The organism is Streptomyces sp. NPDC058674 (assembly GCF_042716505.1).
Taxonomy (GTDB): Bacteria; Actinomycetota; Actinomycetes; order Streptomycetales; family Streptomycetaceae; genus Streptomyces.
Window position 1 is genome coordinate 20,269 of the sequence record NZ_JBHXSC010000004.1, and the last position, 14,525, is coordinate 34,793.

12 protein-coding genes are annotated in these 14,525 nt (G+C 74.2%); 10 read left to right on the forward strand and 2 right to left on the reverse strand.

Annotated elements, in window-relative coordinates:
• Positions 1-4 precede the first annotated feature (4 nt).
• From ACFWU6_RS03355 to ACFWU6_RS03375, 5 genes are all read left to right on the forward strand, one after another.
• Positions 5-739 (forward strand): hypothetical protein, encoded by a 735-nt coding sequence (locus ACFWU6_RS03355; protein ID WP_383799592.1) that lies wholly within the window; start codon positions 5-7, stop codon positions 737-739.
• 83 nt (positions 740-822) lie between these two features.
• The gene (locus tag ACFWU6_RS03360) at positions 823-2,862 is read left to right on the forward strand and encodes an NAD-dependent epimerase/dehydratase family protein (RefSeq protein WP_383799590.1); all 2,040 of its coding nucleotides are present in this window, start codon (positions 823-825) and stop codon (positions 2,860-2,862) included.
• Positions 2,859-3,602: a PIG-L deacetylase family protein gene (locus tag ACFWU6_RS03365; RefSeq protein ID WP_383799587.1), complete on the forward strand. Its 744-nt coding sequence runs from the start codon at positions 2,859-2,861 to the stop codon at positions 3,600-3,602. Before ACFWU6_RS03360 ends, ACFWU6_RS03365 begins: the two co-directional genes overlap by 4 nt.
• Positions 3,595-4,827, forward strand: a complete 1,233-nt coding sequence (locus tag ACFWU6_RS03370; protein WP_383799585.1) for an acetyl-CoA carboxylase biotin carboxylase subunit family protein — start codon at positions 3,595-3,597, stop codon at positions 4,825-4,827. The genes ACFWU6_RS03365 and ACFWU6_RS03370 overlap by 8 nt, the downstream gene beginning before the upstream one ends.
• 106 nt (positions 4,828-4,933) lie before the next feature.
• Positions 4,934-6,025 carry a glycosyltransferase gene (locus tag ACFWU6_RS03375; RefSeq protein ID WP_383799583.1) on the forward strand — a complete coding sequence of 364 codons (1,092 nt, stop codon included), beginning with the start codon at positions 4,934-4,936 and terminating at the stop codon, positions 6,023-6,025.
• Here the strand turns inward: ACFWU6_RS03375 and ACFWU6_RS03380 are convergent.
• Positions 5,990-7,600, reverse strand: a complete 1,611-nt coding sequence (locus tag ACFWU6_RS03380; protein ID WP_383799580.1) for a CocE/NonD family hydrolase — start codon at positions 7,598-7,600, stop codon at positions 5,990-5,992. The two genes, ACFWU6_RS03375 and ACFWU6_RS03380, sit on opposite strands and share 36 nt — an antisense overlap.
• 34 nt (positions 7,601-7,634) lie before the next feature.
• On the opposite strand from ACFWU6_RS03380, the gene ACFWU6_RS03385 reads away from it, so the two are divergent.
• Genes ACFWU6_RS03385 through ACFWU6_RS03400 form a run of 4 tightly spaced genes read left to right on the forward strand, consistent with a single transcriptional unit; the run spans position 7,635 to position 11,641 of the window.
• Positions 7,635-9,149, forward strand: coding sequence for an AMP-binding protein (locus ACFWU6_RS03385; protein WP_383799578.1), 1,515 nt, complete (start codon positions 7,635-7,637; stop codon positions 9,147-9,149).
• A complete protein-coding gene (locus tag ACFWU6_RS03390) occupies positions 9,146-10,045 on the forward strand; it encodes a macrolide 2'-phosphotransferase (protein WP_383799575.1) in 900 nt (299 codons plus the stop codon). The genes ACFWU6_RS03385 and ACFWU6_RS03390 overlap by 4 nt, the downstream gene beginning before the upstream one ends.
• Positions 10,042-10,881, forward strand: a complete 840-nt coding sequence (locus ACFWU6_RS03395; protein WP_383978065.1) for an alpha/beta fold hydrolase — start codon at positions 10,042-10,044, stop codon at positions 10,879-10,881. Before ACFWU6_RS03390 ends, ACFWU6_RS03395 begins: the two co-directional genes overlap by 4 nt.
• Positions 10,871-11,641: a nucleoside 2-deoxyribosyltransferase domain-containing protein gene (locus tag ACFWU6_RS03400; protein WP_383799569.1), complete on the forward strand. Its 771-nt coding sequence runs from the start codon at positions 10,871-10,873 to the stop codon at positions 11,639-11,641. The genes ACFWU6_RS03395 and ACFWU6_RS03400 overlap by 11 nt, the downstream gene beginning before the upstream one ends.
• Here ACFWU6_RS03400 and ACFWU6_RS03405 read toward each other — a convergent pair.
• Entirely contained in the window at positions 11,617-12,174 is a 558-nt protein-coding gene (locus ACFWU6_RS03405) for a GNAT family N-acetyltransferase (protein WP_383799567.1), read from the reverse strand. The genes ACFWU6_RS03400 and ACFWU6_RS03405 overlap by 25 nt on opposite strands.
• Positions 12,175-12,452: 278 nt before the next feature.
• Between ACFWU6_RS03405 and ACFWU6_RS03410 the strand changes: the two genes are divergently transcribed.
• A complete protein-coding gene (locus ACFWU6_RS03410) occupies positions 12,453-14,411 on the forward strand; it encodes a flavin monoamine oxidase family protein (protein ID WP_383978068.1) in 1,959 nt (652 codons plus the stop codon).
• The last annotated feature ends 114 nt before the right edge of the window (positions 14,412-14,525 follow it).

Genomic DNA, 14,525 nt, shown 5'->3' on the forward strand with positions numbered 1-14,525 from the left:
GCCGGTGTCCCTCACCCTCACCGACCTGTCCCGGGACTCCTGGCTGCGGCCGGAGACGGACCGGCTGACCGGCGCGAACATGCCCGAATTCATGAGCTGGGAGTCCCCCGGCAACTGGCGCTGGCACGGCATGTACGACCATTACCCCGCCCTCCAGCTCTGCCTGGTGGACGGGGAGGGCCGGCTGGCCGCGGCGGCCAACGCGGTACCGGTCCGCTGGGACGGCACCGCCGAAGGCCTGCCGGCGGGGACCGACGACGTGCTCGTCGAGGCCGTCGACCACGGACCGCCGGACCGGCCGGACGCCCTGTGCATGCTGTCCGTCTCCATCGCGCCCGACCACCGCGCCGCGGGCCACGCCGAACGGCTGCTCACCGCCGTCCGGCAGACCGCCGCCCGCGGCGGCATGCGCGGGGTGATCGTCCCGGTACGGCCGACCCGAAAGCCCCGCTACCCGCTGATCCCGATCGAGCAGTACGCGGCCTGGCGCCGCCCCGACGGCAGCTGCTTCGACCCGTGGCTGCGCACCCACCTGGAGCTCGGCGCCCGCCGGCTCGGGATCGCCGAACGCTCGCTGGTCATCCGGCAGCCGGTGGCCCGCTGGGAGGAGGCCCTGGGGCATCCGCTGCCCGGGCCCGGCGACTACCCGCTCCCGGGCGGGCTGGTGCCGCTGCGCGTGGCGGACGACGGTCACGGCACGTACGCCGAGCCGAACGTCTGGGTCCACCACGCCCCGTGAGCCCTGCCCCACCCCTCTCGCATCTGCTCTCTTCTCCCCTCCCTTCTCCCCTCCCTTCCCCCGCAACGACCCCTGGAGACTCCATGACTCCCGTGACCCCCGTGCGCCTCGCGATCGTCGGCTGCGGCGCGGCCGCCCGCGGCTGCCACATACCCGCGCTGCCCCCGCTGAAGGGCGACGTGCGGCTGACCGCCCTCGTCGACCGCGACCCGCGCCAGGCCGAGGCCGCCCTCGCCCTCTACCGTGAGCTGGGCGGCGCCGACGCCGACCAGGTCGTCCTGGCCACCGATCCGGACCAGGTCGCGCACCTCTTCGACGCCGCCGTGGTCGTCGTGCCGCACACCAAGCACGCCGAGACGGTGGAACCCCTGCTCGCCGCGGGCAAGCACGTCCTGCTGGAAAAGCCCATGACCACTTCGGCCGCCGACGCCCGCCGACTGGCAGCGGCCGCCGAGGCGGCCGCCCGGGACTCCGGAACCGTGCTGGCCATGGCGCACCCCCGCCGGCTCTTCCCCGCGTACGCGTGGGTGCACCGGCTGATCCGCGAGGGCGGGCTCGGCGAGGTGCGCCGGGTCGAGTGGACCGAGGGGCACCCGTACGCCTGGGAGCCCGTCTCCTGGTCGATGTTCGACCGCCGGCTCGCCGGCGGCGGCGTACTCACCGACACCGCCTCGCACGTCTTCGACACCCTGCTGTGGTGGCTCGGCCCGGACGTCGAGGTCGTCTCGTACGAGGACAACTCGCTGGGCGGCGTGGAGACCGACGCCTCGGCGCACCTGCGGTTCGCCGGAGTCGAGGTGTTCACCGAGTTCAGCAGGCTGCGCGACCTCGGCATCGCCTGCAAGGTCGTCGGCACCGAGGCGACCGTCACCATCGGCACCGACTTCCCCGCCGGGGAGTGCACCCTGATCACCTCCGACGGCAAGGAGCTGCACCGCGGCGACGTCGAGGCAGTGGCCCCGGCCCAGGACGAGTGGGAGCTGCTCTTCACCGAGCAGCTCGGCAACTTCGCCGCCGCCTGCCGCGGCGCCGCCGCCCCGCACTCGGGCGCCGCCGACGGCGTGCGCGTGGTGGAGCTGATCCAGGAGTGCTACGGGGAGGCCGTGCGCCGGCCCATGCCGCAGCCCTGGACCACCGGGGAGCACACGGACTCCACCACCGCGCTGGACGGCCGTACGGTCGCCGTCACCGGCGCGAGCGGGTTCATCGGCGGCCGGCTCGTCGAGCGGCTCGCCCTCACCACGGGGGCCGACATCCGGCCGGTGGTCCGCGGCTTCGGTCGGGCGGCCCGGCTGTCCGTCCTGCCGCAGGACCGGATCGAGTTCCGGCGCGGCGACCTGTTGAGCGTGGAGAGCCTGCGCGAGGCGTTCGCCGGCTGCGACACGGTGGTGCACTGCGCCTTCGGCAGCGACGGCGACGAGGCCACCCGCTGGGCCGCCACCGTCGAGGGCACCGCGAACGTCCTGGAGGCCGCCCGGCAGGCCGGCGTACGGCGGGTGGTGCACCTGAGCACGATCGACGTGTACGACGCCACCGGCGCCGGCGAGCTGACCGAGGACTCCCCGGCACGCCCGGCCGACCCGGCGGACCGGGAGTACGAGCAGCAGAAGCTGGCCGCCGAACAGGCCGTGCTGGCCGCCGACGGCGACGGTCTGGAGACGGTGGTGCTGCAGCCGGGCGTGGTCTACGGACCGTGGGCCGGCCAGTGGACCACCGCCCAGCTGCTGCGGGAGCCCGGCGACTTCGCGGAGCTCCCGGCGGGGGACGGCGGCGCGTGCAACGCCGTGTACGTCGACGACGTGGCGGAGGCGGCGCTGCGCGCGGTCGCGGCGGAAGGCGTGGCGGGCAGGCGCTTCCTCGTCGGCCACGGCGAACCGGTGAGCTGGGGCGCCTTCTTCGACGCCGTACGGGCCATGCGGGGGCTCGGCGGCGCCCGGCCGGACGCACACGCGGGCGCGGTCCCCGACTGGGAGCTGGAGCTGTACCGCTCCGAGGCCCGGGCCCGCTTCGGTGCGGCCCGCGAGGGGCTCGGGTTCGAGGCATCGGTGGGCTTCGCCGAGGGCATCGAGCTGACCACCCGCTGGGCGGACTGGGCCGGGCTCCTCCCCCAGGCGCGGGGATGACGCCGGTGACCGAGGTGACCGATGTGCTCGTGGTCGCGCCGCACCCCGACGACGATGTCATCGGATGCGGCGGGTCCATCGCCAAACACGTGCGGGACGGGGCCCGGGTGACCGTGGTCATCGTCATCGGCCGGGAGCGCAGCGCGCTCGACGACGAGGTGAGCGACGCCGAGTTCGCGGCCGAGACCGACGCCTCCGCCAAGGCGCTCGGGGTGCACCGCGTGGTCCGCTTCGAGGAGCCCTCGCGGGACTTCCGGCTGACGCGCGCGGTCCACCTGGATCTCGTACGGGTCCTGCGGGAGGTCCGGCCGCAGGTCGTGTACCTGCCGCACGACAACGACGACGACGTGGAGCACCGGATGGTGCACCAGCTGGCCACCGAGGCGCTGTGGATGGCGCAGTCGTCCTTCTTCCAGGAGGCCGGTGCGCGGCCGATGCCGGCGCCGCACCTGGTGCTCGGGTACGAGGTGTGGGCGCCGATGGCCCGGTTCCAGTACGCCGAGGAGATCGGCGGGCAGATCGACGCGAAGGTCGAGGCGATGCGCTGCTACCGCTCGCAGCTGCGGCACGCCGCCTGGGACGAGGGCATCCGAGGCCTGGCCCGGTACCGGGGCGCGGTCACCTCCGGGTCCGGGTACGCGGAGGTGTTCCAGGTCATCGGCCTGACGGGTCCGGGGTCGGCGCCGGGCTCGGGGTCGGGTCCGGGGGCGGCGCCGGGATCGGGGGGCGGCCGTGATTGACCGGGTCCTGGTCTGCGGCCTCGGCTCCGGCATGGACCACTCGCTCGCCGAACTGCGCGCCATGCGGCTGGACGTGGTGGTGGCCACCGACCGCCCCACCCCCCGGGTCCGGGCGAACGCGGACACCGTGCTGGTGTGCGACCCCCACGACACGGTGGCGGTGCTGGCCGAGCTCGCGGCGGCCGGCATCGACCGGCTGGACGGGGTGTTCTCGCTCGGCGCCGACAACCCGCCGGTGGTCAGCGCGCTGGCCCGGCGCTTCGGCTGCCCCGGGCTGCCGCTGGAGACGGCCCTGGACTGCACGCTCAAGGACCGCCGGCTGGCGATCCTGCGCCGGGCCGGGCTGCCGATGCCCCGGCACGCGGTGGCGGAGAGCGTGGGCGAGGCCGTACGGGCGGTCGCCGACGTGGGCCTGCCGGCCGTGATCAAACCCAGCGACCAGACCGGCTCGCTGGGCGTGGTGAAGGTGGAGTCGGCCGACGCGGTACGGGAGCTGGCCGCGGAGGCACTGCGGCTGAGCCCCGGCGGCCGGATCGTCGTCGAGGAGTTCCTGGAGGGCACCGAGCACACGCTCGCCGGGTTCATGGTGGACGGGGCCTTCCACACGATCGGCTTCGCGGACCGCGAGTACGGGCGGAAGGAGGAGTTCGCCCCGTACTTCTTCGAGGGCGGCGACACCCTCCCCAGCCGGCTCACCCCGGAGCAGATCGCGGAGGTCGCCGAGACCGTGCGGCGCGGCGCCGAGGCGCTGCGCCTGGACCCGGCGGTGATCAACACCGACATCCTGCGGACCCGGGACGGCCGGGTGGTGCTGCTGGAGATCACCTGCCGGCTGACCGGGGCCCGGATCGCCACCGAGGTGATGCGGCTGGCCACCGGGGTCGATCCGCTGCCGAACGTGGTCCGGCTGGCGCTGGGCCGGCCGCTGGAGCCCGCCGAACTGGTGCCGACCCGTCAGGGAGCCGCCGTCCAGCGCTTCCTGCCGGTGGACGGCGGGGTCGTGGAGTGGGTCGGCAATCCCCAGGACGTGGTGCGCCGGGCCGGGGTGCACGACGCGTTCTGGGGTACGGAACTGCGCCCCGGGACCGTGCTTCCCCCGTACAGCGGCGGGGCCGACGTGCTGGCCGGGGTGATCGCGTACGCCCCCGGCCGGGCTCAGGCGGAGTCGATCGCGCAGCGCACGCTGGCCGCACTGCCGATCCGGTTCAAGGACCAGACCGGGTGAGCGCGCGGTGAACCAGGACACCTCTACCCACACCTCTACCCACACCTCTACCCACACCTCTACCCACATCTTTACCCCCAGCTCTACGCACAGCGAGGAGAGTTCGATGGCCACCGTGCCGGTGGACGAGGAAGCGGTCGACAAGGGCATCGCGCGGACCAGTGTGATCATCGCCCTGCGGGATGATCTGCGGATCGCGGACTGCATCGAGTCGATCGACGAGGACGTCGAGATCGTGCTGGCGCTCAACGGGCCCAGTGACGCGGTCAGGAAACTGATCGCGGAGCACCCGAGGCCGCTGACGGTCACCGAGATCGAGGACGTCGGCAATCTGGGCGCGGCCTACAACGCCGGGGCCGCCGCCACCGACAACCAGTACCTGCTGCTGATGGACTCCGACTGCACCTTCGCCCCCGGTGTGGTGCGCATGATGGTGCGCGCCGTGCTCACCGAGCCGGTGGTCAAGGGCCAGGTGGTGTACGGGGAGTCGGACGGCCTGCTGAGCAAGCTCACCGCCCGCGTACGGGAGTTCGACGAGGGTGACTACGTCAGTGCGCTGTCGCCGCCGCTCGTCTACAACCGGGCGATCGTCGACCACATCGGCGGCTACCACTTCGACGAGCTGATCCACTGGTGCGAGGACCGGGAGTTCGACTTCCGGCTCCAGCTGGCCGGCATTCCGGTGGTCTACCTGCCGCAGGCGCGGATCTTCCACGATGCGCAGCACGGCTTCGCGAACATGCGCAGCTACTTCCGGTACGGGGTGGGGGAGGGCATCGCGCAGGAGACCGGGGTGTTCACCACGCCCGCCGTTCCCGTGGCGTGGCGGCTGTTCGAGGCGTCCAGGACGCTGGTGCACTGCGCGCAGGCCAAGGGGGTGGGCGCGGCGGCGTACTACGCGCTGCTGAAGGCCGCCTTCCACACGGGCACCGCGCACCATCTGCTGAACGACCCCTACCAGGTGCGCGACCGCTACCCGGTCTCGGCCAAGCGGGCGCGCATGGTGCGGTCGATTCCGCAGCACAGCACCCGCCTGACCAAGTCCCAGCTGCGCCGGCTGCGGCGCGCGCACTGGGAGGCCGGGCGGCGGATCGAGCCGGTCGCGGACCTGTCGGTCTTCCACCCGGACGCGGTCCGGTCGGCGGCCGGCCCGGACGCCGGCTCAGGCGTCGGTGAGCCGCGGCAGCAGCAGGCGTGAGGGGTGGTCGCCGCCATGGTGCACGGTGTGGTGGGCGACCGCCTTCGGGTGTACGTCGAAGCGGGGCGCGTTGCTGCCGGCGATCTCCAGCCGGATGCGGTGCCCCGCTCCGAAGACGTGGCCGATCGCGCCCAGGCGCACCCGGACCTCGGCCACTGCGCCGCTCCCGTCCCCGCTTCCGCTCCGGCTTGCCGGGGCGAGGCGGCGGATGCCGTCGGTGAGGATCTCCGCCCGGCCGTCCGGGTGGACGTCGACGAGCTTGCCGGCCACGTCGGCGCCGGCGGCGTCCGGGGTGACGTACACGGTGAGTTCGACGTCGCCGACCGCGGTGAGCGGGGCGTCGAACGGCGGTGTCGTCCAGCACAGCACGTCGGGCCGCCGCTCCACCTCCCGCTGGTCGAGCGGGCCGCAGTCGCCCCCGGTGAACTGGCCGGGGAGCGCGGTGGCCCCGCCGGTCGTGGGGACCGGGTCGGCCGGGTCGTGGCGCAGGACGTCGCTGCCGGGGCGGCCCGGGGCCTCGGCGAGGGTGCGGCCCGCGAGGTGCAGGGCGTACGGGCGGGTGCCGGGGACCGGCCAGGCGGGGAAGTCGCGCCACTGGTCGGCGCCGGTGAGGAAGAGCCGTACCGGGGAGCTCTCGCGGGCGGGGGGCCGCCGTCGGAGGTGGCGGTCGAAGTGGGCGAGGTGGAGGCCGGTGACGTCCAGGTGCTGTTCGTCGGCGGCGAGCCCGTAGCGCCGCTGCGGGAAGATGCCGCCGGTGACGCAGTGGGACCAGGGGCCGACGACCAGGTCGGTGCCGGGGAGCGCGGTGGAATTCTCCAGGGCGCCCGCCAGGAAGATGTCGTACCAGCCGGTGATGTTCAGTACCGGCACCTTTATCGAGGCATACGATTCGCGCGGTGCGGACCGGCGCCAGTACGCGTGGCCGGATGGGTGGGCGAGCCACTCCCTGTAATAGGGGGCGAGCCGGTCGAGGAGTTCCGCCGCCTGTGCGGGATCACGGTAGAGCGCGTCCATGCGGTCCACGGCATCCCCGACTTCTCGTACGGCCGCGGAATCGAGGCCGGCGCCGGTGAGCAGGAGATCGTAGAGGACCCAGTGGAGGACGAATCCGAGCTGGAACGCGCCGCCCTGGTACGTCCAGCCCTCGTCGAATCCGGAGCCCGCCACCTGCGGGGCCACCGCGCCCAGGGCGGGCGCCCCCGTCGTGGCCGCGAGCAGCGCGGACATGCCCTCGTACGAGCGCCCGAACAGGCCTGCCGAGCCGTCGCACCAGTGCTGCGCGGCTGCCCAGGCCACGGTGTCGGCGCCGTCCGCGGCCTCGTTCCAGTACGGCTCGAACGTGCCGCCGGAGCCGAATCGGCCGCGGACGTCCTGGACCAGCAGCGCGTATCCGGCGCGCACCATGCGCAGGCCGTCCACGGAAGCGCCGCCGGGATTTCCGGATTTACCGTAGGGAGTTCTCCGGATGAGCACCGGAACGGGTCCGGCTGACTCCTCCGGAAGATAGAGATCGGCATTCAATAAGACGCCGTCGCGCATGGTTATTTTCAGGTCGTGTTCGATGGTGATACGCACGCTCCAATCGTCCGACAGAACAAGGGAATTGGCAATGCATTCCTTACTCGATCCGTTTTTCGCGGTCGCCCGTGACGATCCGGACCGGCCGGCCGTCGTCGACAACGGCCTGGTGGTCGGGTACGGCACACTGGCCCACTGGGCGCGTGCGGTGGCCGAGGCCGTCGAGCCGCGCACGGACGGCCCGCAGCCGCCGGTCGGGGTGGTCGTGCACCACTCGGCCCGCGATGTCGCGGCCGTGCTGGGGGTGCTGGCCGCCGGGCGGTCGTACGTGCCGCTCGAAGCGGACCACCCGGTGGCGCGGCTGACCGCCGTCCTGGAGCGGGCCGGCTGCCGGGAGGCGGTGGCCACCGCCGACTCCGGGTACGCGCCGGCGGTGGAGACGGTCATCCGGCCGCGCTGGGCGCCCGCGCCCCCGCCGGTTCCGGGCCGGGAGCCCGCAGCCCTGCCGGCCGCGCGCGGCGAGGACCCCGCGTACATGTTGTTCACCTCGGGTTCCACCGGTGAGCCCAAGGGGGTCGTGGTACCGCACCGCGCCCTCGCGGCGGTCGTCCCGGAGCTGCGCGGCCTGTACGGCATCGACGCGGACTCGGTCGTGCTCCACTTCCACGGGGCGGGCGGTGACACCAGCCTGGAGGAGATCCTGCCGACGCTGACGGCAGGGGCCACCCTGGTGATCGACGACACGGCGCGGGAACGGTTCGTGCAGGTGGCGGCGGACCAGGAGGTCACGGTCGCGGTGCTGCCGACGGGCTTCTGGAACAGCCTGACCGGCGACCTGCTGCACCAGGGCGGCACGCTGCCGTCCTGCCTGCGGACGCTGGTGATCGGCGGCGAGGCGGTCCGCGCGGACATGCTGGAGCGGTGGAGCCGCCTCGGCCACGTGGCCGGCATCCGCCTGTTGAACACGTACGGCTCCACGGAGACGGCACTGGTCACGCACGCCTTCGCGCTCGCGGGACCGGGCGCCGCGCCGCTGCCGGACACCGGGGAGGACCTGCCGATCGGGTTCCCGCTGCCGCACGTCGGCCAGCGCGTCGACGAGGACGGCGAGCTGTACGTCAGCGGTGAGAGCCTGGCGCTGGGCTACCACCACGGCCCCGAGGCGACCGCGGCCCGTTTCGCGGAGTCCGGCGGCACGCGCTGGTACCGCACCGGGGACCTGGTCTCCACCGCTCCCGGCGGGGCGCTGGTCTTCCGCGGCCGCACCGACCACCAGGTCAAGATCCGCGGCCACCGGGTGGACCTGCTGGACGTGGAGGCGCTGATCGGCCGGTGCGAGGGGGTGTCGGCCGTGGCCGCCGCCCTGATCGAGGGGCCCACGCACACCTCGCTCGCGGCTTTCTTCGTACCCGTGCCGCACCACCTTCCGCAGGAGGTGGCGGCCAGGATCAGGGGCCGGCTGACCCTGACCGCACCGCCCCACCTGGTGCCCGGCCGGATCGTCGCGGTCACCGCCCTGGAGCTGACGCACACCGGCAAGGTCGACCGGAACGCGACCCGGGACCGCCATCTGCGTTCCGGCCGGCCGGGGGTGATCTCCCGGTGAACAGCGCAGAGTTGGCGGCGTACGCCTCCGGGCTGCTCGGCGTCGAGCTGGACCCGGAGACAGCCCGCCCGGACGAGTCCGGCTGGGACTTCCACGTCACGCACATCCTGGACGCGGGCGGCACCCCCTGGATCCTGCGCCGGCCACGGCGTCCGGAGGCCGCGCGGCAACTGGCCGTGGAGGGCGAGGTCCTGACGGCGGTACGGGACCGCCTGCCGGTGGCGGTACCGAACTGGCGGCTGCGCACGCCGCGGCTGGTCGCGTACCCGCGGCTGCCGGGGGTGCCCGCCGGCGCCGAGGACCAGCGCACGCTGGTGTACGCGTGGGGCATCGACCCGCTCGCCGCACCCGACGCCTATCTGGAGCCGCTGGCGCGGGCGCTGGCCGTGGTCCACCGGACCCCGCCCGGCGCCCTGCCCGCACTGGAGGCCCCCACGCCCGACGCGCTCCGCGCCGGGGTGGCGGACCGGCTGGCCCGGGCACGGACCGAGCTGCGGCTCCCGGCGGCGCGGACCCGGCGCTGGCACGCCTGGCTGGACGACGACACGCTGTGGCCGGACCGGCTGGTCCCGGTCCACGGCGACGTGCATCCCGGACACACGCTGGTGGAGCACGCCCCGGCGGGGCCGCCGCGCCTGTCCGGGCTGCTGGACTGGGCGAACGCGGGGATCGGCGATCCGGCCGCCGACTTCGTCGACATGCTCTACGCGGGCGGTCCGCCGGTCCTGGACCTGCTGCTCGACGCCTACCGGCGGGCGGGCGGCGAGGTCCGGCCCGGGATGCGCACGCACATCCTCGCGCGCCTGTCCTTCCTGTGGGTCCATGTCGCGCTGCGCGGGCTGGACACCGGCCGGCCCGCGTGGGTGGAGACCGCGCTGTCCCGGATCGCGGCATGAGCGGCCGTACGCGTGCCCGTGCGCGCCACACCGTGCACGGTACGGGCGAGCCGGTGGTCCTGGTCCCCGGCGGCGGCGGCTCCGGCGCCATCTGGGAGCACCACCAGGTGCCGGCGCTGACGGCCGCCGGGTACCGGGTCGTCACCCTCGACCACCCGGACGGGCCGGGCCCGGCCCCGCTGTCGGCCGCAGACCTCGCCGCGTCCGTCCGGGAGTCGGTGGAGGCGCTCGGCCTGCCGCCGTGCCGGCTGGTGGGCCACTCGTTCGGCGCGCTGGCCGTGCAGGAGCTGCTGCTGGCGGCCCCGGAACTGGCCGTCCAGGCGGTCCTGGTGGCGACGCGGGGGCGTCCCGACCCGGTGGGTGCGGCGATGGCGCGCGCGGAAGAAGCGGCCGCCGGGCGGGAGGTGCTGCTGCCGCCCGCCTACGAGGCGTTCGTGCGCCTCACCCAGAACCTCTCCCCCCGGACCCTCGCGGACGAGGCGGCCACCGAGGAATGGCTGGACCTGTTCGAACTGTCCGCGCTCGCCGCACCGTCAGGACGGTCTGCGGGCTCGGGCCGGCATCCCCGGCACCGGACCCGCCCGCTCACCCACGACCGGCTGCCGGCCTACCCGGCGATCGGCACCCCGGTGCTCGTGGTGGGTTTCGCCGACGACCTGCTCGCCCCCGCGCGGCTCGGCCGGGAGGTCGCCGACGCGGTCCCCGGCGCCCGCTACCTGGAGCTGCCCGACTGCGGCCACCTCGGCTTCCTGGAGCGGCCCGCCGCCTTCAACGAGGCCGTCCTCGGCTTCTTCGCCACCCGTCCCCCGCTGCCCGGAGGTCCCCGTGCCCTGTGATGTCGCGATCGTCCACGTCGACGAGCGACCGCCCGCCGCCTGGTCCGCCGCCGTCTACCTGTGCGGCCCCACCCCCACCGACCCGGGGGAGCCGTCCTGGCGCACGGCCGCCGTCGCCGCGCTCCGGGCCGGCTGGGCGGGCCCGGGCACCCTCGCGGTGTTCGTCCCCGAACCGTCGGCGGGCTGCGGCTATCCCGGGTACGCGGACCAGATCGCCTGGGAGGAGGAGGCGATGCGGCTCTCGGACGTGGTCGCCTTCTACATCCCCCGGGACATGGCCCGGCTGCCGGGACTGGTCTCCAACATCAAGTGGGGTGCCTGGTGCGATTCGGGCCGGGCGGTGCTCGGCGCGCCGCCGGAGGCCGTCCGCATGGAGTACCTGCTGCACTTCGCGGAGGCGCTGGGGGTGCCGGTGGTGCGGAGCGTGGAGGAGACCGTGCGGGCGGCCCTCGACCTGATCGGGCCCGGCGTGCACCGCACCGCCGGGGAGCGGGCCGTACCGCTGCACGTGTGGCGTACGGGCCCCTTCCAGCGGTGGTACGCGCAGCGGCGGGCCGCGGGGGACCGGCTGCTCGACGCGCGCGTCGAGTGGTACGGCCCCCGGGCGGCCGGGTCCGGGACGGCAGGGGCCCCGGCGGATCCGGCGCACCCGGCGGACTGGCTGCTGACCGTCACGGTCGCGCAGGCGGGCGGGAGCGCCGGGGCCGAGCCGGTCCGGGCCCGGCTGCTGGCGGCTCAGGGGCAGGGCATGCTCATGTAGAGGGCCTGCTCGCCGGCGGAGGAGGTGCCCTCGTACAGCGAGGCGTCGAGCCCGCAGAAGGCGAAGCCCATGCGCCGGTACGCGTGGATGGCCGGGGCGTTGATGTTGGTGACCTCCAGCCAGATGTGGCCGGCGCCGCGCTCGCGCGCGAAGTCGACGGCACGGCCCATCAGGGTGCGGCCGACGCCCCGGCCCCGGTGGGCCGGGGCGACCTCGATGTCCTCGACGGTGAGCCGCCGGTTCCACGGGGCGTAGGAGAGTGACACGAACCCGGCCAGCCCGTCGCCGTCGACCGCGACGTAGGTGCGGGAGTTTTCGTCGTCGCCGTCGTCCTCCCCGTCGCCTCCGTCGTCCGGGAACACCTTGTGCAGGGGCGGGTCCACGGGGACCTCGCGGAGGGTGAACCCCTCCTCGGTCGCGGTCACCCGGAAGACGGTCCCGGTGGTGAAGGAGCCGTCGAGGGCCTCGATGGCCTTGGTGTCCTCCGGGCGGCCCACGCGGTACACCAGGGCCCGGGCATCAGCTGTCGTCATGGCATGACCGTACGACCGGTCTGATCATCATTGGGCGAGTTTCAGCCGACTCGGGTCAACCGCGCCTGACACCCTCAGGGCCCCCGCCGCGAGGCCGCGGGGGGCCTTCCGCGGTACGTGCGCGCGCGGGTCGCCCGGCCGGCCCGCCGGACCCGGGGCCGCCCGTACGAAAGCCAGTTCGTCAGCGCGGGACGGCGCGCGCCCCACGTCCGGGTGGTCCTTTCCCGTGCGGGTGCGTTCTGGCCGTTCGGGTCCGGGCGGGCGGCCAGAGTTGCTGCATGATCATGGATTCCGGTGCCACCTCCGACAGCCCCGAAGCTCCCGCAGGGCCCGCACCAGCACCCTCCCGCCAGCCCTCCCGCCGTACCGTCATCGCCGGTGCGGCCGCCATCGCCGGAGCCGGCGGGCTGACGGTCGCCGCCACCTCCGCCCAGACCTCGCAGGCCGTCCCCGCCACCGCGGTCGCCGACTGGGGTGCCTGCCTGACGATCGCCCGGGCCATCCTCGTACGGGACGACGAGGACCAGCCGCTCGTACCGCGCTACGCCGACATCCTCCTGCGGAACGGCCTGCCCCGCTCGCGCCGCCCCGGCCGGAAGGTGCTGATCGTCGGCGCCGGGCCGGCCGGCCTCACCGCCGCGCACCTCCTGCGGGAGGCCGGCCACCGGGTCACCGTCATCGAGGCCAACGCCAACCGGGTGGGCGGCCGGATCAAGACCTTCCGCACCGGCGGCCACGAGAACGCCGCCCCGCCCTTCGCCGACCCCAAGCAGTACGCCGAGGCCGGCGCGATGCGCATCCCGGACAGCCACCCGCTGGTCACGGGACTGATGGACAGCCTCGGCCTCAAGCGCCGCCGCTTCCACCTGGTCGACGTGGACGGAGGCGGCCGCCCCGCCCTCCGGACGTGGATCCACGTCAACGGCATCCGCGTCCGGCGCGCCGACTACGCACGCGCCCCGCAGGCGGTCAACCGCTCCTTCGGGGTGCCGCGGGCGTACGAGTCCGTCCCCGCCTCGCAGATCGTCCGCGCCGTCTTCGCCCCCGTGCGCAAGGAGATCGAGGGCAAGAAGGACAAGGAGCTCGTCGAGGGCTGGGCACGTGTCATCCAGCGCTACGGCCACATGTCGATGTACCGCTTCCTGACGGAGGAGGCCAAGCTCGACGAGCGGACCATCGACCTGATCGGAACCGTCGAGAACCTCACCTCCCGCCTGCACCTCGCCTTCGTGCACAGCTTCATCGGCGCCTCCCTGATCAGCCCCGACACCGCTTTCTACGAACTGCCCGACGGCACCGCCACCCTGGCCGACGCGCTGTACGCCCGCGTCAAGGACCTCGTACGGCTCGACCGCCGCGCCACCCGCATCACCCACGGCGAGGGCAGGGTCACCGTGGAGACCGTCTCCGAGGGCCGGGGCGGCAGCCCCGTGCGGCGCGAGACCTTCACCGCCGACACCGCCGTCATCACCGTCCCCTTCTCCGGACTGCGCCACATCCCGATCACCCCCGCGCTCTCCTACGGCAAGCGGCGCGCGGTCACCGAGCTGCACTACGACGCCGCCACCAAGGTGCTGCTCGAATTCAGCCGCCGCTGGTGGGAGTTCGACGAAGCCGACTGGAAGCGCGAGCTGGAGGCCGTGCGGCCCGGCCTGTACCGGAAGTACCAGACCGGGCGGACCCCGGCGGACGGAAGCCTGCTGGGCGCCCACCCCTCCGTACCCGAGGGCCACATCTCCGCGGGCCAGCGCTCCCACTACGCCGCCAGCCGCCTGGTCACCCGCGACCAGCCCGAGGCGGCCGGCGTCATCGGCGGAGGCTCGGCCACCGACAACCCCAACCGCTTCATGTTCCAGCCCTCCCACCCCGTCGAAGGCAGCGCCGGAGGTGTCATCCTCGCCTCCTACAGCTGGTCGGACGACGCCCTGAAGTGGGACTCCCTGGACGACGAGGAGCGCTACCCGCGCGCCCTCGCCGGTGTCCAGGAGGTGTTCGGGCAGCGCATCGAGGTGTTCTACACCGGTGTCGGCCGCACCCAGTCCTGGATGCGCGACCCGTACGCCTACGGCGAGGCGTCCGTGCTGCTGCCCGGACAGCACACCGAGCTCTTCCCCCACGTCCGGAGCGCCGAGGGCAACCTGCACTTCGCCGGATGCCACACCTCCGTCAAGCCCGCGTGGATCGAGGGAGCCCTGGAATCCGCGGTGCGGACCGCCCTGGAGGTGCACACGGCATAACGGCGGCGCCGCCCCGGCGCCGCCGCGCCGACTCGACGGCGGTGGCGAAGGAGACCTCGTGGCCGGCCCGGACGTAGTCCGCGGCCGGCTTGAGGTGGAGCTCATGGCCCTCCG

What these genes read in the sequence shown, in the direction of transcription:
- ACFWU6_RS03360 (WP_383799590.1), top strand. Translation starts at nt 823, where the DNA reads ATGACTCCCGTGACCCCCGTGCGCCTCGCGATCGTCGGCTGCGGCGCG.
- ACFWU6_RS03365 (WP_383799587.1), top strand. Translation starts at nt 2,859, where the DNA reads ATGACGCCGGTGACCGAGGTGACCGATGTGCTCGTGGTCGCGCCGCAC.
- ACFWU6_RS03375 (WP_383799583.1), top strand. Translation starts at nt 4,934, where the DNA reads ATGGCCACCGTGCCGGTGGACGAGGAAGCGGTCGACAAGGGCATCGCG.
- ACFWU6_RS03385 (WP_383799578.1), top strand. Translation starts at nt 7,635, where the DNA reads ATGCATTCCTTACTCGATCCGTTTTTCGCGGTCGCCCGTGACGATCCG.
- ACFWU6_RS03395 (WP_383978065.1), top strand. Translation starts at nt 10,042, where the DNA reads ATGAGCGGCCGTACGCGTGCCCGTGCGCGCCACACCGTGCACGGTACG.
- ACFWU6_RS03405 (WP_383799567.1), bottom strand. Translation starts at nt 12,174, where the DNA reads ATGACGACAGCTGATGCCCGGGCCCTGGTGTACCGCGTGGGCCGCCCG.
- ACFWU6_RS03410 (WP_383978068.1), top strand. Translation starts at nt 12,453, where the DNA reads ATGATCATGGATTCCGGTGCCACCTCCGACAGCCCCGAAGCTCCCGCA.